The 20119-nt window shown below is 55.4% G+C and carries 20 protein-coding genes; 12 read left to right on the forward strand and 8 right to left on the reverse strand.

The window, feature by feature from the left end:
- The first annotated feature begins 1 nt into the window (after position 1).
- The 8 genes from lpxA (at position 2) to tilS (ending at position 11063) form a co-directional block, all read left to right on the forward strand.
- Positions 2–790, forward strand: coding sequence for an acyl-ACP--UDP-N-acetylglucosamine O-acyltransferase (lpxA, locus tag U9O48_RS04230; protein ID WP_282491715.1), 789 nt, complete (start codon positions 2–4; stop codon positions 788–790).
- Positions 790–1938, forward strand: coding sequence for a lipid-A-disaccharide synthase (gene lpxB / locus U9O48_RS04235; protein WP_324723594.1), 1149 nt, complete (start codon positions 790–792; stop codon positions 1936–1938). Before lpxA ends, lpxB begins: the two co-directional genes overlap by 1 nt.
- A complete protein-coding gene (gene rnhB, locus U9O48_RS04240) occupies positions 1935–2531 on the forward strand; it encodes a ribonuclease HII (RefSeq protein ID WP_285145959.1) in 597 nt (198 codons plus the stop codon). Before lpxB ends, rnhB begins: the two co-directional genes overlap by 4 nt.
- 38 nt (positions 2532–2569) lie before the next feature.
- Positions 2570–6052: a DNA polymerase III subunit alpha gene (dnaE, locus tag U9O48_RS04245; protein ID WP_285145958.1), complete on the forward strand. Its 3483-nt coding sequence runs from the start codon at positions 2570–2572 to the stop codon at positions 6050–6052.
- 12 nt (positions 6053–6064) lie between these two features.
- The gene (gene accA / locus U9O48_RS04250) at positions 6065–7024 is read left to right on the forward strand and encodes an acetyl-CoA carboxylase carboxyl transferase subunit alpha (RefSeq protein ID WP_095280853.1); all 960 of its coding nucleotides are present in this window, start codon (positions 6065–6067) and stop codon (positions 7022–7024) included.
- A 102-nt stretch (positions 7025–7126) separates the two neighbouring features.
- On the forward strand, positions 7127–9265 hold the full coding sequence (locus U9O48_RS04255) for a lysine decarboxylase LdcC (RefSeq protein WP_324723599.1): 2139 nt from the start codon (positions 7127–7129) through the stop codon (positions 9263–9265).
- Positions 9266–9324: 59 nt separating this feature from the next.
- Complete coding sequence (locus U9O48_RS04260; RefSeq protein WP_324723600.1) at positions 9325–9714, forward strand: VOC family protein; 390 nt, start codon at positions 9325–9327, stop codon at positions 9712–9714.
- Positions 9715–9776: 62 nt separating this feature from the next.
- Entirely contained in the window at positions 9777–11063 is a 1287-nt protein-coding gene (gene tilS, locus U9O48_RS04265; RefSeq protein ID WP_324723601.1) for a tRNA lysidine(34) synthetase TilS, read from the forward strand.
- A 28-nt stretch (positions 11064–11091) separates the two neighbouring features.
- On the opposite strand, the gene rof is transcribed toward tilS, so the two are convergent.
- Positions 11092–11352, reverse strand: coding sequence for a Rho-binding antiterminator (gene rof / locus U9O48_RS04270; protein WP_282491723.1), 261 nt, complete (start codon positions 11350–11352; stop codon positions 11092–11094).
- Positions 11339–11539 carry a YaeP family protein gene (locus U9O48_RS04275; RefSeq protein ID WP_282491724.1) on the reverse strand — a complete coding sequence of 67 codons (201 nt, stop codon included), beginning with the start codon at positions 11537–11539 and terminating at the stop codon, positions 11339–11341. Before U9O48_RS04275 ends, rof begins: the two co-directional genes overlap by 14 nt.
- Positions 11540–11737: 198 nt before the next feature.
- Here U9O48_RS04275 and U9O48_RS04280 point away from each other — a divergent pair, with 198 nt between their 5' ends.
- Genes U9O48_RS04280 through nlpE form a run of 3 tightly spaced genes read left to right on the forward strand, consistent with a single transcriptional unit; the run spans position 11738 to position 13435 of the window.
- Positions 11738–12283: a YaeQ family protein gene (locus tag U9O48_RS04280; RefSeq protein WP_324723602.1), complete on the forward strand. Its 546-nt coding sequence runs from the start codon at positions 11738–11740 to the stop codon at positions 12281–12283.
- Positions 12280–12702, forward strand: coding sequence for an alternative ribosome rescue aminoacyl-tRNA hydrolase ArfB (gene arfB, locus U9O48_RS04285; RefSeq protein WP_282491735.1), 423 nt, complete (start codon positions 12280–12282; stop codon positions 12700–12702). Before U9O48_RS04280 ends, arfB begins: the two co-directional genes overlap by 4 nt.
- Positions 12703–12736: 34 nt before the next feature.
- Positions 12737–13435: an envelope stress response activation lipoprotein NlpE gene (nlpE, locus tag U9O48_RS04290; protein ID WP_285157936.1), complete on the forward strand. Its 699-nt coding sequence runs from the start codon at positions 12737–12739 to the stop codon at positions 13433–13435.
- Between the two features lie 53 nt (positions 13436–13488).
- On the opposite strand, the gene proS is transcribed toward nlpE, so the two are convergent.
- The 6 genes from proS to metN form a co-directional block, all read right to left on the reverse strand.
- Positions 13489–15207, reverse strand: a complete 1719-nt coding sequence (gene proS / locus U9O48_RS04295; RefSeq protein WP_324723603.1) for a proline--tRNA ligase — start codon at positions 15205–15207, stop codon at positions 13489–13491.
- Between the two features lie 112 nt (positions 15208–15319).
- Positions 15320–16027, reverse strand: coding sequence for a tRNA (N6-threonylcarbamoyladenosine(37)-N6)-methyltransferase TrmO (gene tsaA, locus U9O48_RS04300; RefSeq protein ID WP_324723604.1), 708 nt, complete (start codon positions 16025–16027; stop codon positions 15320–15322).
- A complete protein-coding gene (gene rcsF, locus U9O48_RS04305) occupies positions 16024–16428 on the reverse strand; it encodes an Rcs stress response system protein RcsF (protein WP_095280864.1) in 405 nt (134 codons plus the stop codon). The genes tsaA and rcsF overlap by 4 nt, the downstream gene beginning before the upstream one ends.
- A gap of 107 nt (positions 16429–16535) precedes the next feature.
- Positions 16536–17351 (reverse strand): methionine ABC transporter substrate-binding lipoprotein MetQ, encoded by an 816-nt coding sequence (gene metQ / locus U9O48_RS04310; RefSeq protein WP_095280865.1) that lies wholly within the window; start codon positions 17349–17351, stop codon positions 16536–16538.
- Between the two features lie 38 nt (positions 17352–17389).
- Positions 17390–18043, reverse strand: a complete 654-nt coding sequence (locus tag U9O48_RS04315; RefSeq protein ID WP_012016144.1) for a methionine ABC transporter permease MetI — start codon at positions 18041–18043, stop codon at positions 17390–17392.
- A complete protein-coding gene (metN, locus tag U9O48_RS04320; protein ID WP_282491729.1) occupies positions 18036–19067 on the reverse strand; it encodes a methionine ABC transporter ATP-binding protein MetN in 1032 nt (343 codons plus the stop codon). Before metN ends, U9O48_RS04315 begins: the two co-directional genes overlap by 8 nt.
- A 188-nt stretch (positions 19068–19255) precedes the next feature.
- Between metN and gmhB the strand changes: the two genes are divergently transcribed.
- Positions 19256–19822, forward strand: coding sequence for a D-glycero-beta-D-manno-heptose 1,7-bisphosphate 7-phosphatase (gmhB, locus tag U9O48_RS04325; protein ID WP_324723610.1), 567 nt, complete (start codon positions 19256–19258; stop codon positions 19820–19822).
- Positions 19823–20119 lie beyond the last annotated feature (297 nt).

The raw sequence follows: 20119 nt of genomic DNA on the forward strand, positions 1-20119 counted from the left end.
CGTGATTGATAAATCCGCCTTTATTCATCCATCTGCCATTGTGGAAGAGGGTGCCGTTATCGGTGCTAACGCCCACATTGGTCCTTTTTGTATTGTTGGCCCCCACGTCACTATTGGCGAGGGTACCGTACTGAAGTCTCACGTCGTCGTGAATGGTCATACGACCATTGGCCGCGACAACGAGATCTATCAGTTTGCCTCCATTGGCGAAGTGAACCAGGATCTGAAATATGCTGGCGAACCAACCCGTGTGGAAATCGGCGATCGTAATCGCATTCGCGAAAGCGTCACCATTCATCGTGGCACAGTACAGGGTGGTGGATTGACGAAGGTGGGCAGCGACAACCTCTTTATGGTGAATGCGCACATCGCGCACGACTGTACCGTAGGCAGCCGCTGTATCCTCGCTAACAACGCAACGCTGGCGGGACACGTATCGGTTGATGATTTCGCGATCATTGGCGGCATGACCGCAGTCCATCAGTTCTGCATCATTGGTGCACACGTGATGGTCGGCGGCTGCTCCGGTGTGGCACAGGATGTCCCACCGTATGTGATTGCGCAGGGCAACCATGCGACGCCGTTTGGCGTCAACATTGAAGGTCTCAAGCGTCGTGGCTTTAGCCGCGAAGCGATCACCGCGATCCGCAACGCGTACAAACTTCTTTACCGTAGCGGCAAAACGCTGGAAGAGGCCAAGCCAGAAGTTGCAGAGCTGGCAGAACAGCACCCTGAAGTGAAAGCGTTCACCGAGTTCTTTGAACGCTCAACTCGCGGTCTGATTCGTTAATGGTCGACAATCGTCCATTAACGATAGCCCTGGTCGCCGGAGAAACCTCCGGCGATATTCTTGGTGCAGGTCTTATCCGCGCACTCAAGGCTCGCGTACCTAACGCCCGCTTTGTCGGCGTCGCCGGTCCGCTGATGCAGGCCGAAGGCTGCGAAGCCTGGTACGAAATGGAAGAGCTGGCGGTGATGGGCATTGTGGAAGTGCTGGGCCGTTTGCGCCGTCTGCTGCACATTCGCGCCGATCTCACCCGTCGTTTTACCGATCTCAAACCCGATGTCTTTGTCGGTATCGATGCTCCTGATTTCAATATTACCCTCGAAGGGAACCTGAAAAAGCAGGGTATCAAAACGATCCACTACGTCAGTCCGTCCGTCTGGGCGTGGCGACAGAAACGTGTTTTCAAAATAGGCAGATCGACCGATCTGGTGCTTGCTTTTCTGCCTTTCGAAAAAGCGTTTTACGATAGATTCAACGTTCCGTGCCGCTTTATCGGTCATACCATGGCAGACGCCATGCCGCTTGATCCGGATAAAAACGCGGCGCGCGATATTCTCGGCATCCCTCACGACGCCCACTGTCTGGCCCTATTGCCAGGTAGTCGCGGTGCGGAAGTGGAAATGCTCAGCGCCGATTTCCTGAAAACGGCGCAAATCCTGCGTCAGACCTACCCGGATCTGGAAGTGGTCGTCCCGCTGGTGAATGCGAAACGCCGCGAGCAGTTCGAGCGCATCAAGGCCGAAGTGGCCCCGGACCTGCACATCCACTTGCTGGATGGTAAAGGTCGTGAGGCGATGGTCGCCAGCGATGCTGCGCTGCTTGCTTCGGGCACGGCGGCGCTGGAGTGCATGCTCGCCAAGTGTCCGATGGTGGTGGGCTATCGCATGAAGCCGTTCACCTTCTGGCTGGCGAAACGCCTGGTGAAAACGGATTATGTGTCGCTGCCGAACCTGCTGGCCGGTCGTGAACTGGTGAAAGAGTTATTGCAGGAAGAGTGTCAGCCGCAGGCGTTAGCCGATGCGTTGCTGCCGCTGCTGGCCGACGGTAAAACCAGCCACCAGATGCATGACACATTCCGGGAGTTGCATCAGCAGATCCGCTGTAATGCCGATGAGCAGGCGGCGGATGCGGTGCTGGAGTTAGCAAAATGATGGAATTTGTTTACCCTCACACGCACCTTGTTGCGGGTGTGGACGAAGTCGGACGCGGTCCGCTGGTCGGTGCGGTGGTGACTGCCGCCGTCATCCTCGACCCTAATCGCCCGATTGTTGGGCTGAACGACTCAAAAAAGCTTTCCGAAAAGCGCCGTCTGGCGTTGTTCGATGAGATCAAAGAAAAAGCGCTGGCGTGGAGCTTAGGCCGCGCCGAGCCTGAAGAGATCGACCGGCTTAATATTCTGCATGCCACCATGCTGGCGATGCAGCGCGCCGTTGCCGGGCTGAACATCGTCCCGGAATATGTGCTGATCGACGGCAACCGCTGCCCGGCACTGCCGATGCCGTCGCTGGCAGTAGTGAAGGGCGACAGCCGCGTGCCTGAAATCAGCGCGGCATCCATTATTGCTAAAGTCACACGCGATGCTGAAATGGCCGCGCTGGACGTCACTTTTCCCCAGTATGGCTTTGCCCAGCACAAGGGGTATCCGACCGCTTTCCATCTGGAAAGACTGGCTGAACACGGCGCAACTGAACATCATCGACGCAGTTTTGGTCCGGTGAAACGCGCACTGGGACTGGTGTCCTGAATCAATACGCAAGCAATTAAGTAACGCGGAATCTGAAGATGGCTGAACCACGTTTCGTACACCTGCGGGTGCATAGCGACTACTCCATGATTGATGGGCTGGCGAAGACCGGGCCGCTGGTAAAAAAGGCGGCCTCTCTTGGTATGCCTGCGCTGGCGATCACCGATTTCACTAACCTTTGCGGTCTGGTGAAGTTCTACGGAACGGCGCATGGCTCGGGGCTTAAGCCCATTGTCGGCGCAGATTTTCACGTCCAGAGCGATCTGATCGGCGATGAGCTGACGCAAATTTCCGTGCTCGCGATGAATAACACGGGCTACCAAAACCTGACGCTGCTGATCTCCCGCGCCTACCAGCGCGGCTACGGCGCGGCAGGCCCATGGATCGACCGCGAGTGGCTGGCAGAGCTGAATGAGGGTTTACTGCTCATCTCTGGCGGCCGCATGGGTGATGTCGGTAAAAGCCTGATCCGTGGCAACAGCGTGCTCGTCGACCAGTGCGTCGCATTTTATGAAGAACACTTCCCGGATCGCTTCTATCTGGAGTTGATCCGTACCGGTCGTCCTGATGAGGAGAGCTATCTGCATGCGGCGGTAGCCCTTGCGGAAGAGCGCGGTCTGCCTGTCGTGGCTACCAATGACGTCCGTTTCCTTGAACCGGGTGATTTTGATGCGCACGAGATCCGTGTCGCCATCCACGATGGTTTTACCCTCGACGATCCGAAACGACCGCGTAACTACTCTTCGCAGCAGTACATGCGTAACGAAGACGAGATGTGCGAGCTGTTCGCCGACATCCCGGAAGCGCTGGAAAACAGCGTCGAAATCGCCCGTCGCTGCAACGTCACCGTTCGCCTGGGCGAATACTTCCTGCCGCAGTTCCCGACCGGCGATATGACCACCGAAGATTTCCTCGTGGTGAAATCGAAAGAGGGTCTGGAAGAGCGTCTGGAATTCCTGTTCCCGGATCCGGCCGTACGCGCCGAAAAACGCCCACCGTATGATGAACGTCTGGATATCGAACTCCAGGTGATCAACCAGATGGGGTTCCCGGGTTACTTCCTGATCGTAATGGAATTTATCCAGTGGTCGAAGGACAACGGCGTGCCGGTAGGGCCTGGCCGTGGTTCCGGTGCGGGTTCGCTTGTGGCCTATGCGCTAAAAATTACCGACCTCGATCCGCTGGAGTTCGACCTGCTGTTCGAACGTTTCCTTAACCCGGAACGTGTCTCGATGCCCGACTTCGACGTTGACTTCTGCATGGAGAAACGCGACCAGGTAATTGAGCACGTCGCGGACATGTACGGTCGTGACGCGGTATCGCAGATTATTACCTTCGGTACGATGGCGGCGAAAGCGGTTATCCGCGACGTGGGCCGCGTGCTGGGCCACCCGTACGGTTTTGTCGATCGCATCTCCAAACTGGTGCCGCCCGATCCGGGCATGACCCTGGCGAAAGCCTTCGAAGCCGAGCCGCAGCTGCCGGAAATCTACGAAGCGGACGAAGAGGTCAAAGCGCTGATCGACATGGCGCGCAAGCTGGAAGGTGTGACGCGTAACGCCGGTAAACACGCCGGTGGTGTGGTGATCGCCCCGACCAAAATTACCGATTTTGCGCCGCTGTATTGCGACGAATCGGGCCAGCATCCGGTCACACAGTTCGACAAGAACGACGTGGAGTACGCGGGCCTGGTGAAGTTCGACTTCCTCGGTTTGCGAACGCTCACTATCATCGACTGGGCGCTGAAGATGATCAACCCGCGCCGGGCCAAACAGGGCCTGGAGCCGATTGATATCGCCGCCATTCCGCTCGATGACAAGAAAAGCTTCGACATGCTGCAGCGCTCGGAAACCACGGCGGTGTTCCAGCTTGAATCCCGCGGCATGAAAGACCTGATTAAGCGTCTGCAGCCCGACTGCTTCGAAGATATGATCGCGCTGGTGGCCCTGTTCCGTCCGGGCCCGTTGCAGTCCGGGATGGTAGATAACTTTATTGACCGTAAGCACGGTCGCGAAGAGATTTCCTACCCTGACGTTCAGTGGCAGCATGAGTGTCTGAAGCCGGTTCTGGAGCCGACCTACGGCATTATCCTGTACCAGGAACAGGTGATGCAGATTGCGCAGGAGCTTTCCGGCTATACCCTGGGCGGCGCGGATATGCTGCGTCGTGCGATGGGTAAGAAAAAGCCGGAAGAGATGGCGAAGCAGCGCGGCACCTTTGAAGAGGGCGCGAAAAGCCGGGGCGTAGACGGCGAGCTGGCGATGAAAATCTTCGACCTGGTGGAGAAATTCGCCGGTTACGGGTTTAACAAATCGCACTCCGCAGCCTACGCGCTGGTCTCGTATCAAACCCTGTGGCTGAAAGCGCACTATCCGGCAGAATTTATGGCGGCCGTGATGACCGCCGATATGGATAACACCGAAAAAGTGGTTGGCCTGGTGGATGAGTGCTGGCGCATGGGGCTGAAAATCCTGCCGCCGGACATCAACGCCGGGATGTACCATTTCCACGTCAATGACGACGGTGAAATTGTTTACGGGATCGGCGCCATCAAAGGCGTGGGCGAAGGCCCGATCGAAGCGATTATCGAAGCGCGTAACAACGGCGGTTACTTCCGCGAGCTGTTCGATCTTTGCGCTCGTACCGACACCAAAAAGCTGAACCGTCGGGTGCTGGAAAAACTGATTATGTCCGGGGCGTTTGACCGCCTCGGCCCGCACCGCGCGGCGCTGATGAATTCCCTCGGCGACGCGCTGAAAGCGGCTGACCAGCACGCGAAAGCGGAAGCGATTGGTCAGGCAGATATGTTTGGCGTGCTGGCGGAAGAGCCTGAGCAGATTGAGCAGTCTTATGCCAACTGCCAGCCGTGGCCAGAACATACGGTACTGGAAGGGGAGCGTGAAACGTTGGGGTTGTACCTGACGGGTCACCCGATCAACCAGTATCTGAAAGAAATTGAGCGCTATGTCGGAGGCTACAGGCTAAAAGACATGCATCCGACTGAACGTGGTAAAATGACCACGGCGGCGGGGCTCGTCATTGCTGCGCGGGTTATGGTCACCAAGCGCGGTAATCGCATCGGCATCTGTACGCTGGATGACCGCTCCGGGCGGCTGGAGGTGATGTTATTCACCGAAGCGCTGGAAAAATACCAGCATTTGCTGGAAAACGACCGCATACTTATCGTCAGCGGACAGGTCAGCTTTGATGACTTCAGCGGCGGGCTTAAAATGATGGCCCGTGAAGTGATGGATATTGACGAAGCCCGGGAAAAATATGCTCGCGGGCTTGCTATCTCGCTGACGGACAGGCAAATTGATGACCAGCTTTTAAACCGACTCCGTCAGTCTCTGGAACCCCATCGTTCGGGGACCATTCCAGTACATCTCTACTATCAGAGGGCGGATGCACGTGCGCGATTGCGCTTTGGTGCAACGTGGCGTGTCTCTCCGAGCGATCGTTTACTCAACGATCTCCGTGGCCTCATTGGTTCGGAGCAGGTGGAACTGGAGTTTGACTAATACAGGAATACTATGAGTCTGAATTTCCTTGATTTCGAACAGCCGATTGCAGAGCTGGAAGCGAAAATCGATTCTTTGACAGCGGTAAGCCGTCAGGATGAAAAACTGGATATTAACATCGACGAAGAAGTGCATCGTCTGCGTGAAAAAAGCGTAGAACTGACGCGCAAAATCTTTGCCGATCTCGGCGCATGGCAGATTGCCCAGCTGGCTCGTCATCCACAGCGCCCGTACACCCTGGATTATGTCCGCCTGGCGTTTGATGAATTTGACGAACTGGCAGGCGATCGCGCTTATGCTGACGACAAAGCCATTGTCGGCGGTATCGCACGTCTGGATGGTCGCCCGGTGATGATCATTGGTCATCAGAAAGGCCGTGAAACCAAAGAGAAGATCCGTCGTAACTTTGGTATGCCAGCGCCGGAAGGTTACCGCAAGGCCCTGCGCCTGATGGAAATGGCCGAGCGCTTTAACATGCCGATCGTGACCTTTATCGACACCCCAGGTGCCTACCCGGGCGTCGGTGCTGAAGAGCGCGGTCAGTCTGAAGCTATCGCACGCAACCTGCGCGAAATGTCTCGTCTGTCCGTTCCGGTGATTTGTACCGTGATCGGTGAAGGCGGTTCCGGTGGCGCACTGGCTATCGGCGTGGGCGATAAAGTGAATATGCTGCAGTACAGCACCTATTCCGTTATCTCTCCGGAAGGCTGTGCGTCCATTCTGTGGAAGAGCGCAGACAAAGCGCCGCTGGCGGCGGAAGCGATGGGTATCATCGCGCCACGTCTGAAAGAGCTGAAGCTGATCGATACCGTGATCCCAGAACCACTGGGTGGCGCGCATCGTAAGCCGGAAGTGATGGCCGCTTCTCTCAAGGCACAGCTGCTGGCTGACCTGGCCGATCTCGATGTGTTGAGCAAAGAAGACCTGCTCAATCGTCGCTATCAGCGCCTGATGAACTACGGTTACGCCTAAGCGACACACATAAATCTTAAAAGCCGCACACAGTTGCGGCTTTTTTTATACCTGCCGTTTACCTCGGCTATGCTTATCTAATGTTTTTCAAGGAGGTAGACCATGAACATCATTGCCATCATGGGTCCACATGGCGTCTTTTATAAAGACGAGCCCATCAAGGAGCTGGAACAATCACTAAAGGATCGCGGATTTCAGCTGATCTGGCCGCACAACAGCGCTGACCTGCTGAAGGTTATCGAGCACAACCCGCGCATTTGCGGCGTCGTTTTTGACTGGGATGAGTACGACCTGGAATTGTGCAGCGATATCAATCAGCTCAACGAATATCTGCCGCTGTATGCATTTATCAACACCCATTCGACGATGGACGTCAGCGCCCACGACATGCGTATGGCGCTCTGGTTCTTTGAATATGCGCTCGGGGCCGCCGATGATATTGCGACGCGCATCGGGCAATACACCAATGAATATCTCGACAACATCACGCCGCCCTTTACCCGCGCGCTGTTCAACTATGTAAAAGAGGGCAAATACACCTTCTGTACGCCGGGGCACATGGCGGGCACGGCGTACCAGAAAAGCCCGGTCGGCTGCCTGTTCTACGATTTCTTCGGGGGCAACACGCTGAAAGCGGATGTCTCGATCTCGGTGACGGAACTCGGCTCGCTGCTGGATCACACCGGTCCGCATCTGGAGGCGGAAGAGTATATCGCCCGCACCTTTGGGGCCGAGCAGAGCTATATGGTGACCAACGGCACCTCTACCTCCAATAAGATTGTCGGGATGTATGCCGCGCCTGCCGGAAGCACGCTGCTGATCGACCGTAACTGCCACAAATCATTGGCGCACTTATTAATGATGAGCGACGTCGTCCCGCTCTGGCTGTCGCCGACACGTAATGCGCTGGGGATTCTGGGCGGCATTCCGCGCCGTGAATTCTCCCATGCGGCAATCGAACAGAAAGTCGCAACGGTTGCGGGCGCGAGCTGGCCGATTCATGCGGTGATCACCAACTCGACCTACGACGGCCTGCTCTACAACACCAACTGGATCAAGCAAACGCTGGACGTGCCGTCGATTCACTTTGATTCCGCCTGGGTGCCCTACACCAACTTCCACCCGATTTATGCGGGCAAAAGTGGCATGAGCGGCGAGCGGGTGCCGGGCAAAGTGTTCTTCGAAACTCAGTCGACGCACAAAATGCTGGCGGCGTTCTCCCAGGCCTCGCTGATCCACATTAAGGGCGAATACGACGAAGAGACCTTCAACGAAGCCTTTATGATGCACACCACGACATCGCCGAGCTATCCGCTGGTGGCCTCGATTGAAACGGCAGCGGCGATGCTCCGCGGGAATCCGGGCAAACGCCTGATCAATCGTTCGGTTGAGCGCGCGCTGCATTTCCGGAAAGAGGTCCAGCGGCTTAAAGATGAGGCCGACGGCTGGTTCTTTGATATCTGGCAGCCGGAAGAGATTGATGAAGCCGAGTGCTGGTCCGTCGCGCCGGGCGAGAGCTGGCACGGGTTTCGCGACGCTGATGCGGATCATATGTTCCTCGATCCGGTGAAAGTCACCATTCTGACGCCGGGGATGGACGAACAGGGAACGATGAGCGACGAAGGGATCCCCGCTGCGCTGGTGGCGAAATTCCTCGATGAACGCGGCGTGGTGGTGGAGAAAACCGGACCGTACAATCTGCTCTTCCTGTTCAGTATCGGGATCGATAAAACCCGTGCGATGGGGCTGCTGCGGGGACTGATGGAGTTCAAACGCGCCTACGATCTCAATCTGCGAGTAAAAAACATGCTGCCGGATCTGTACGCCGAAGATCCCGATTTCTATCGCAACATGCGGATCCAGGATCTGGCTCAGGGGATCCACAAGCTGATCCGTCAGCACGATCTGCCGCGGCTGATGCTGCAGGCATTCGACGTTTTGCCGGAGATGAAACTGACGCCGCACAAGGCCTGGCAACGTCAGGTGAAAGGCGAGGTGGAAACCATCGAACTCGAAAATCTGGTGGGACGCATCTCGGCGAACATGATCCTGCCATATCCGCCGGGCGTGCCGCTGTTGATGCCGGGAGAGATGATCACCGAACAAAGCCGGGCGGTGCTCGACTTCCTGCTGATGCTCTGTTCGATAGGGCGTCACTATCCCGGTTTTGAAACCGATATCCACGGCGCGAAGCGTGATGAGAACGGCGGTTACTGGGTGCGAGTCTTAAAAAAGGGGTGAGCGCTTGCGTGCTCAGGGTTTTCGGTTGTAACGTTGACTCCTCATAAAAAGGAGAGGCTATGCTGGGTTTAAAACAGGTTCACCATATTGCGATCATTGCGACTGATTACGCCAAAAGTAAGGCGTTTTATTGCGACATTCTCGGGTTCACGCTGATGAGCGAAGCTTATCGCGCCGAGAGAGATTCGTGGAAAGGTGACCTGGCGTTGAACGGGCAATATGTGATTGAGCTGTTCTCCTTTCCTTTCCCGCCAGCGCGCCCGTCGCGACCGGAAGCCTGCGGGCTTCGCCATCTCGCTTTCAGCGTGGACGATATCGAACAGGCGGTGAAGCATCTCGAAGGGCATGGCGTGAAGTGCGAAGCGATTCGCATCGATCCGTTTACCGACAAGCGCTTTACCTTCTTCAACGATCCCGATGGTTTACCGCTGGAGCTTTATCAGCAGTAAAGCTTGCCATCCATGACAATGCTCGGTAATTTTCCGGGCATTGTCTTTCTGTGAAATCCCCTATGACGCAACCTGCGATCGCTCAGTCTGTTTACCCGTACCGCCAGCTGCTGGTGGGCTTTAGCGGTGGCCTGGATTCCACCGTCCTGCTGCACCGGCTGATGCTGTGGCGCGAACACCAGCCTGAGGTGCAGATCCGCGCCATTCATATTCACCACGGGCTTAGCGCGCACGCCGACGAGTGGGTCGCCCACTGCGAAGCGCTTTGCCTGGCATGGAAAATCCCTTTAATCGTTGAACGAGTAACGCTTAAAGATGAAGGCCTCGGGACGGAAGCTCAGGCGCGGAAAGCGCGCTACGGCGCATTTGAAAAAACGCTTCTGCCCGGTGAAGCGATGGTGACGGCGCAGCATCTCGACGATCAGTGTGAAACCTTTTTATTAGCACTTAAGCGCGGCAGCGGCCCGGCGGGTCTATCCGCAATGGCTGAGCGCAGTGAGTTTGCCGGAACACACCTGCTGCGTCCTTTACTGAGTGAAACCCGCGCGTCGCTGGAACACTGGGCGCAGGAACACAACTTGCGCTGGATAGAAGACGAAAGTAATCAGGACGACGGCTACGATCGTAACTTCCTGCGCCTGCGTATTTTGCCTGCGCTCTCGCAGCGCTGGCCGCACTTTGCCGAGGCGACGGCAAGAAGTGCGAGACTCTGCGCAGAGCAGGAGAGCCTGCTGGATGAATTGCTGAGTGAAGAGCTGACAAGCCTCGTCACGGAAGAGGGGGCTCTGAGGATGGCGCCGCTGCAAGCGATGAGCCCGATGCGTCGCGGTGCGCTGTTCCGGCGCTGGCTGGCGGGTCATCACGCGCAAATGCCCTCGCGCGATATGCTCAACCGAATCTGGGATGAAGTGGTTCAGGCGCGCGAAGATGCCAATCCGTGTCTGCATCTCAATGGCTTTGAGATTCGACGCTTCAAAGAGCAGCTCTGGTGGGTGAAGCATCAGCCGTCGCTGGCAGATAACATCATCCCCTGGCCTGATGTCCACGAGCCGCTGAATCTCCCGCAAGGGGCGGGTTGGGTTTCTCTTGCGGCACCCGGAAATGTGCGTCTGCCAGAATTGGGTGAAGAGGTGACGATCCGCTTTAAGGCCAGCGGGAATTTACACATTGTGGGCCGAAACGGAGGACGTAAGCTGAAAAAAATCTGGCAGGAGTGCAACGTTCCGCCGTGGCGGCGCGATACCACGCCTCTGCTTTTTTATGGTGAAAACTTGATGGCGGCGGCGGGGATCTTTGTCACGCAGGAAGGCTGGGCGGAAGAGGGGGTAAGCTTTGAATGGAAGGCGTAACGGGCAGCGCACTGCCCGTTACAGAGAATTACTCTTCGCTCACCACGACGGTGCCGATATCCGGATGACTGAAGCTGGCAATTTTATCGAGGCGAAGTTCACGCGTTGCTCCAGCGTCTTCGACGACCAGATATTCAACGTTCTTGCGTGAGACCAGATCGCTCGCTTTGGCCTTCAATTCCTCGCCGTCTTTTAACGCCAGCGACAGAACCAGGTGGTTCTGACAGGCGAGCTCGAGGTTGTCGTAGTCATCGCAGTTGATGGGTTGATAGGTATCATTCATTGACATAATCGCTCACCAGTAAATTCGCAGCAGCATACGCCGCTTTTTCCCTGACCGATTCTGAAAGGCTGGCGTCCAACGCCACTTCATTCAGCACTTTCAATACACAGCCCAACGCATCGGGGATATACCCCAGATCTCCGCTGGCAATTTCCGCATACCTTTTGCGAATTAACTCACAATAATTTTCCACATCCCCTCCTGCCAGCGCACTGACGTTACTGTGAGATACACTTAAGCCTACGAAGATAAACTCGGTTTAGCAAGGTGACTATACCATACTCATTCAAGCAATATCAGCGCCTTGATATTGCTGCCATTCACCGCGTGGTAACAGCCTTTTGGCCGGAATTTCGCTACAATGAGCGCCTGATTCGATTGGAGTTCTCTCATGGCGCTGAAAGCGACAATTTATAAAGCGGTAGTCAACGTAGCTGACCTTGACCGCAACCAGTTTCTCGATGCGTCGTTAACGCTGGCCCGTCACCCGTCCGAAACGCAGGAACGTATGATGCTGCGCCTGCTGGCGTGGATCAAATACGCCAATGAACGCCTGCAATTTACCCGCGGATTAAGCGCGGAAGAGGAGCCGGAAGCCTGGCTGCGCAACGATCATATGGGTATCGATCTGTGGATCGAACTCGGCTTGCCGGATGAACGTCGTATCAAAAAGGCCTGCACCCAGTCCGCAGAAGTCGCGATTTTTGCCTATAATCAACGTGCTGCGGAAATCTGGTGGCAGCAAAATCAGCGCAAATGCGCGCAGTATTCGCATCTTTCAGTGTGGTATCTGGATGACGAACAGCTGGCGCAGTTGACCGAGTTTGCCACGCGGACCATGGCGCTGCAGGCGACGATTCAGGACGGTGCGATCTGGCTGTCTGATGCTCAGAATAATCTGGAAATTCATCTTACTGCGTGGCAGTCACCGTCATGATTGTGGTGTCCCGAACCGTTACGATTCCCGACAATGAGTTTGAGATCACCGCGATCCGGGCTCAGGGCGCGGGTGGGCAGCATGTGAATAAAGCCTCAACGGCGATTCATTTGCGCTTTGACATTCGGGCCTCCAGCCTGCCAGAGTCCTATAAAGAAGCCCTGTTGGCGGCCAGTCATCACCTCATCACCAGCGACGGGGTGATCATTATTAAAGCGCAAGAGTACCGCAGCCAGGATTTGAATCGCGAAGCCGCACTTTCCCGGCTGGTGGCGGTCATACAGGAGCTTACTGCGGTGCAAAAAAGCCGCCGGGCCACGCGACCGACGCGGGCCTCGAAAGAGCGCCGGTTGTCATCAAAAGCGCAGAAATCCACCGTAAAATCACTGCGTGGAAAAGTACGTCGGCCGCAGGAATAACGTACCAGGATTACATTGTTATAAGGAATTCATCGTGAATAAAACGATATTGTCAGTGCTGGCGGCGTCCACACTGTTCGCATTAATAGGGTGTAACAACCGCGCCGAGATGCAGACGCTGCAGCCGACGCACGCCGCAGAGTTAAAGCCGATGCAGCAGAGCTGGCGCGGTGTGCTGCCGTGCGCTGACTGCGAAGGCATTGAAACCACGCTGTTCCTGGAAAAGGACGGTACATGGGTGATGAACCAGCGCTATCAGGGCGCGAAAGAGCCTTCCTCCTTTGCGACCTACGGCAAATGGGCGCGTACGGCTGAGAAGCTGGTGCTGACGGACGCCGAAGGCGAGAAAACCTATTTCCGTGCCAAAGGTGAAGGCATGGAGATGCTGGATCGGGAAGGTAATCCGATCGAATCCCAGTTCAACTACACCTTAGCGCCGGTCAAAGCGGCTCTGCCATCTACGCCAATGGCGATGCGCGGCATGTATTTCTACATGGCCGATGCGGCAGTTTTCACCGACTGTGCAACGGGCAAGAAAGTAAGCGTGGCGAACAACGCACAGCTGGAACGTGATTATGCCGTGGCGCGCGGAAATGACAGCAAGCCGGTACTGCTGACGGTAGACGGTCACTTTACGCTGGAGCCGAACCCGGACAGCGGTGAGATGGTCAAAACGCTGGTGGCGGATAAGAGCGCGAAGTTTGTGGCGGGTAAAGACTGCGACAGCAAGTAAGACGGAATCAGATGTGAAAAGAAAAACCCCGCCGAAGCGGGGTTTTTTATGTCTTAACCTTTGATGGCTTTCACCAGGTAATCAAGGATGTCGCCCGTCTTGATCATCTGCTTCTCGCCGCTGCGACGGTATTTGTACTCAATCTCGTCGCTGTCGAGGTTACGGTCGCCGATGACGACAGTGTGCGGGATACCGATCAGTTCCATATCCGCAAACATCACGCCTGGACGCTCTTTACGGTCGTCCATCAGCACTTCAATGCCCTGCGCGCGCAGTTCGCTGTACAGCTTCTCAGCCAGCTCCTGAACACGGTAGGACTTGTGCATGTTCATCGGCAGAATCGCAACCTGGAATGGAGCGATATTGTCTGGCCAGACGATGCCGCGCTCGTCATGATTCTGCTCAATGGCAGCAGCCACCACGCGAGTCACGCCGATACCGTAGCAACCCATGGTCAGGATCTGGTTACGACCGTCTTCACCCTGAACGGCTGCGTTCAGCGCCTGGGAGTACTTGGTCCCGAGCTGGAAGATATGGCCCACTTCGATACCGCGTTTAATCATCAGCGTACCCTGGCCGTCCGGGCTTGGATCACCCGCCACCACGTTACGGATATCGGCCACTTCTGGCGTCGCGGTGTCGCGATCCCAGTTGATGCCGAAGTAGTGCTTACCGTCGATGTTCGCGCCAGCAGAGAAATCGCTCATGGCGGCAACGGTGCGGTCAATCACAACCGGAATTGGCAGATTAACCGGACCCAGAGAGCCTGGGCCTGCATTGATGACGGCACGGATTTCCGCTTCGGTAGCGAAAGTCAGCGGGCTTGCGACCTGCGGCAGTTTTTCTGCTTTAACTTCGTTCAGCTCGTGATCGCCACGCACCAGCAGGGCAACCAGCGGATACGCGCTCCCTTCAACGGATTTCACCAGCAGGGTTTTCACCGTTTTCTCGACCGGCAGATTGAACTGCTCAACCAGCTCGGCGATGGTTTTGGCGTTCGGGGTGTCGACCAGCTTCATCTCTTCCGTCGCCGCCGCGCGTGGGGTGGCAGGGGCCAGCGCTTCTGCGAATTCAATATTCGCCGCGTAGTCAGAGGTGTCGGAGAAGATCACGTCGTCTTCGCCGCTCTGCGCCAGCACCTGGAATTCGTGGGAGGCGCTGCCGCCGATAGAACCGGTGTCAGCCTGTACCGCGCGGAAATCCAGACCCATACGGGAGAAGATCTTGCTGTAGGCGCCGTACATCACGTCGTAAGTTTCCTGCAGGGATTCCTGAGAAGTATGGAAGGAGTAGGCATCTTTCATCAGGAATTCGCGGGAACGCATCACGCCGAAACGTGGGCGAACTTCGTCGCGGAATTTGGTCTGGATCTGGAAGAAGTTCAGCGGCAGCTGTTTGTACGAGTTCAGCTCGTTGCGGATCAGGTCGGTGATCACTTCTTCATGCGTTGGGCCGAGCACAAACGGGCGCTCGCCACGATCAACAAAGCGCAGCAGCTCCGGGCCGTACTGCTCCCAGCGACCACTTTCCATCCACAGGTCAGCAGGCTGAACCACAGGCATGGACACCTCGATAGCACCGGCGTTGTTCATCTCTTCACGCACGATGTTTTCGACTTTTTTCAGGACGCGCAGGCCGGTCGGCAACCAGGTGTACAACCCGGAGGCCAGCTTGCGGATCATCCCGGCGCGGAGCATCAGCTGATGGCTGATGACTTCGGCGTCGGCAGGTGTCTCCTTCAGTGTGGAGAGCAGATATTGGCTAGTACGCATGTTGTTACGGTTCCATTTCGACGATTGGACCAGGCTGAAACGTCAGACTGACACAAAAAAAGTGGTTTAGTTTACCAGTGTGGCAAAGATGCCAAAAGAGAGGAAAATAAAATTAGCGCACTTCCAGCGCAAAGACTTCAAAACCTGCCGGGGTGACGCGCCAGCGAACGTTAAAATCAAGCAACAGAACGGCGTAGGTTTTGCCTGCCTCTTCCTCTTTTCGGTATGCGGGTCGAGGGTCTTGCGCCAGGACTTCGACGATAAAATCCTTCATGCGAGGATAGCGCTTTTCCAGGTGCAGAAGCTGCGCGTCGACATCAGACGTAAAACCGACGGTCATATCAGCGACAGGCGCCTGCTGGGCATAGCTCGCGCGAGCGTCAGGCAGCGCTTCGGCAAAGGGCAGGTAAGGTTTGATATCCACCACCGGCGTGCCGTCGACCAGGTCCAGGCTACCTAGCTGCAGAATCACCTGATCTTTCTGGCAGCGAATGTCTTTGAGCTCAACAAGCGACATCCCGACAGGATTAGGACGGAAGGTCGAGCGGGTGGCAAACACTCCCATTCTGGCATTTCCGCCGAGACGCGGAGGGCGCACCGTCGGACGCCAGCCACCTTCCATCGTTTGATGAAAGATAAACAGCACCCACAGATGGCTGAATGCCTCAAGCCCACGCACGGCGTCGGCCTGATTATAAGGAGGAATTAAGTGAAGTTCGCCGCCACAGCTTTTGACCAGACCAGGCTGGCGCGGTACGGCAAACTTCTCTTTATAAGGCGAGCGGATAACACCTATCTGCTCAAACTGAAATGCACTCATTTCGCCGTGACGTTAAGGGCGTTGCCCATACACACAGCCTGGCGATAGCAGCCTGGCGTGCCGCTGGTCACTTCGCAGCTGTGCAGCAGGACAGCGTTAGCTTTCATTTTGGCGGCGTTGATCTGCAGACGTTTACGCGCGGTTGGGATGTTTGGCGGAGAGTCCTGGTTGCTGGCCTGGCAGGATTCGCCGGTGACTTCACCCAGATCGCGGAACGGTTTGCCAATCAGATCTTCAGCTTTGGTATAGATTCTTACCGGCGCAGGGCGAGGTGCTTTCGGTTTGGCTGGCTCCACCTTCGGTGGGGTTGCAGTGCTTTTAACAGGTTCAACAGGAGATCTGCTTAGCATTGAACAGCCGCTCAGCATGAGTGCTAAAAGACAGATCGGTAAAGCACGCATAATATTTCCTCAATGAATAATCAAATCGTCAGTTATTGAATCAGTTGCCCGCATAAATGACAAGACGGGCTTTCGCCCGTCATGAATGATATTACAGAAAGGTCAGATTACCAGCCTTTAACAGCGCCGCCGTTAAACACTTTGTTGGCTTCCTGGTAAACTTCGTCAGACTGGTATGCCTGTACGAATTTTTTCACGTTTTCCGCGTCTTTGTTGTCTTCGCGGCTCACGATCAGGTTCACGTACGGGGAGTCTTTGTCTTCAACGAAGATGCCATCTTTCGCTGGCGTCAGGCCAATCTGGCTGGCGTAAGTGGTGTTGATCACGGCCAGTGCAATCTGCGCATCGTCAAGAGAACGTGGCAGCTGCGGTGCTTCCAGCTCAACCAGCTTCAGGTTTTTCGGATTTTCAGTCACGTCCAGTACGGTTGGCAGCAAGCCCACGCCGTCTTTCAGTTTGATCAGACCCACTTTCTGCAGCAGCAGCAGGGAGCGGCCCAGGTTGGTTGGATCGTTAGGAATAGCGACCTGAGAACCCGGCTGCAGCTCTTCCAGGGATTTGATTTTTTTGGAGTAGCCCGCGATTGGGTAAACGAAGGTATTCGCCACGGCAACCAGCTTGTAGCCACGATCTTTGATCTGCTGATCCAGATACGGTTTGTGCTGGAAGGCGTTAGCGTCGATGTCGCCTTTGCTCAGCGCTTCGTTCGGCAGAACGTAGTCGTTAAAGGTGACCAGCTCAACGTCCAGGCCATATTTCTCTTTTGCCACTTTCTGGGCAACTTCAGCAACCTGCTGCTCAGCGCCAACAATGACGCCCACTTTGATGTGGTTAGGATCTTTTTCGTCCTGACCGCAACCCACCAGAGCCAGAGAGCCAATCAGCGCGCCTACCGCGGCAAAGGTCTTCAATTTAAACGTCATGTCATATCCTTAATTCGTCGAGTTTGCGTTGTGTAATGTTATTTGTGAGTAACAGCCCGGACGATGCGATCGCCAGAGAATTGAATGAGATAAACCAGCACAACCAGCAATACCAGAACCGTGTTCATTACGGTAGCGTTATAACCAATATAACCGTATTGATAGCCGATCTGGCCCAGACCGCCAGCCCCAACAGCACCGCCCATCGCGGAATAACCTACCAGGGTGATCAGCGTAATGGTGGCCGCATTGACCAGGCCCGGCAGCGCTTCAGGTAACAGGACTTTGCGCACGATCTGCATCGGCGTCGCGCCCATGGCACGAGAGGCTTCAATCAGACCGGTTGGAATTTCCAGCAGGGCGTTTTCAACCATACGCGCGATAAACGGTGCGGCACCCACGGTCAGCGGCACGATAGCTGCCTGCAGACCAATCGAGGTTCCCACGATGATGCGAGTAAACGGAATCATCCACACCAGCAGGATAATAAAAGGAATCGAACGGAAGATGTTTACCAGCGCAGAGAGCGTGCGGTAAAGCTTCGCGTTTTCGATAATCTGCCCTGGGCGCGTGACGTACAGCAGCACGCCAACCGGCAGGCCAATCACAAAACCAAAGAATCCTGATACGAAGGTCATTGCCAGCGTTTCCCAAACGCCGCGAACCAGCAGCCACATCATCGGCTCAGACATAACCCAGTACCTCTACTTTGACATGGTGTTCCTGCAGCCAGGCGATCGCGGCTTGCGTCTCTTCTTGTGTTCCGTGCATTTCCGTCAGCATGATGCCGAACTTCACGCCACCGGCGTAATCCATCTGCGCACTAATAATGTTGTTGTTCACATTGAAGCGGCGAGCGGTTTCGGAAAGCAGTGGGGCATCAACGGACTGGCCGGTGAATTCCATGCGCAGCATTGGCACGCTGTCGACGCCAGACTCCGCTTTTAAACGCGCCAGATAATCTTCCGGAATATCCAGGTGCAGCGTGGACTGAATGAACTGCTGGGCCAGAGGCGTTTTCGGATGCGAGAACACTTCGCTCACAGTGTCCTGCTCAATCAGTTCACCGTTGCTGATCACCGCCACGCAGTCGCAGATGCGCTTCACGACATCCATCTCATGGGTAATAAGAAGAATGGTCAGCCCGAGGCGGCGGTTAATGTCTTTCAATAATTCCAGGATGGAGCGGGTGGTCGCAGGATCCAGTGCGCTGGTGGCTTCGTCGCAGAGCAGCACTTTCGGATTGCTTGCCAGCGCACGGGCGATCGCCACGCGCTGTTTCTGTCCACCGGAAAGGTTGGCAGGATAGCTGTCGTGCTTATCAGAAAGCCCAACCAGATCCAGCAGCTCGGTTACCCGGCGTTTCACTTCTTCTTTTGGGGTGTTGTCCAGCTCAAGCGGCAGCGCGACGTTACCAAAAACGGTGCGCGAGGCCAGCAGGTTAAAGTGCTGGAAGATCATGCCAATCTGACGACGGGCCTGAGTTAATTCTTTTTCGGAAAGTTTAGTTAGCTCCTGGCCGCCGACCTGGACGCTGCCTTCGGTCGGACGTTCGAGCAGGTTAACGCAGCGGATGAGCGTACTTTTACCGGCACCCGATGCGCCAATGACGCCATAAATCTGTCCAGCCGGAACGTGCAGGCTGACATTGTTCAGCGCCTGAATGGTTCGGGTCCCTTGCTGGAACACTTTGGTGATATTGGAAAGTTTAATCATTAGATTATTTTTATCGTATGTAAGTTAGCCGTGGCATTTTGTTCTGCCAGATACGGGGTTCAGCCGTAAACAAAATGGATGTTAAGGCATCCAGACGTCTAAATCAATGTCGCTCTGCGCGATGAGCACTTTCTTGCGCGGTGAAACGTGAGATAATAGCGGGACATGCCTTTTTCAGGAGCAAACCCGTGGCAAAATCAGTACCCGCAATTTTTCTCGATCGTGACGGCACCATTAATGTCGATCACGGTTACGTTCACGAGATTGATGAGTTCGAATTCATCGACGGCGTTATTGATGCCATGCGCGAACTTAAAGCGATGGGCTATGCGCTGGTGGTGGTCACCAATCAGTCGGGTATCGCCCGGGGCAAATTCACCGAAGCGCAATTCGAAACGTTGACCGAGTGGATGGACTGGTCGCTGGCCGATCGCGACGTCGAGCTGGACGGTATCTACTATTGTCCTCATCACCCACAAGGGACGGTCGAAGAGTATCGCCAGACCTGTGATTGCCGTAAACCGCATCCGGGGATGTTTATCTCTGCGCAGGAGTTCCTGCACATTGATATGGCTTCTTCTTATATGGTGGGCGACAAACTGGAAGATATGCAGGCGGCAACGGCAGCGGGCGTAGGGACTAAAGTATTGGTTCGCACCGGTAAGCCTGTGACCCCTGAAGCCGAAAGCGCTGCGGATTTGGTACTGAATAGCCTCGCAGAGCTGCCAAAAGCGATCAAAAAGCAGCAAAAATAGGCGTTGTGTTGAAAATATGAGCGGTTGAAATAAAATTGTATTTTTCCGCTTGTCATTCCTCGGAAGCCCCCTATAATGCGCCTCCATCGACACGGCAGATGTGAATCACTTCACACTAACCACCGGGTCGGTTGAAGAGAAAAAATCCTGAGATTCAGGGTTGACTCTGAAAGAGGAAAGCGTAATATACGCCACCTCGCAACGGTGAGCGAAAGCCGCGTTGCACTGCTCTTTAACAATTTATCAGACAATCTGTGTGGGCACTCAAAGTGACATGGATTCTAACGTCGCAAGACG

The sequence above is a fragment of the Lelliottia sp. JS-SCA-14 genome (genome assembly GCF_035593345.1).
GTDB lineage: Bacteria > Pseudomonadota > Gammaproteobacteria > Enterobacterales > Enterobacteriaceae > Enterobacter > Enterobacter wanjuensis.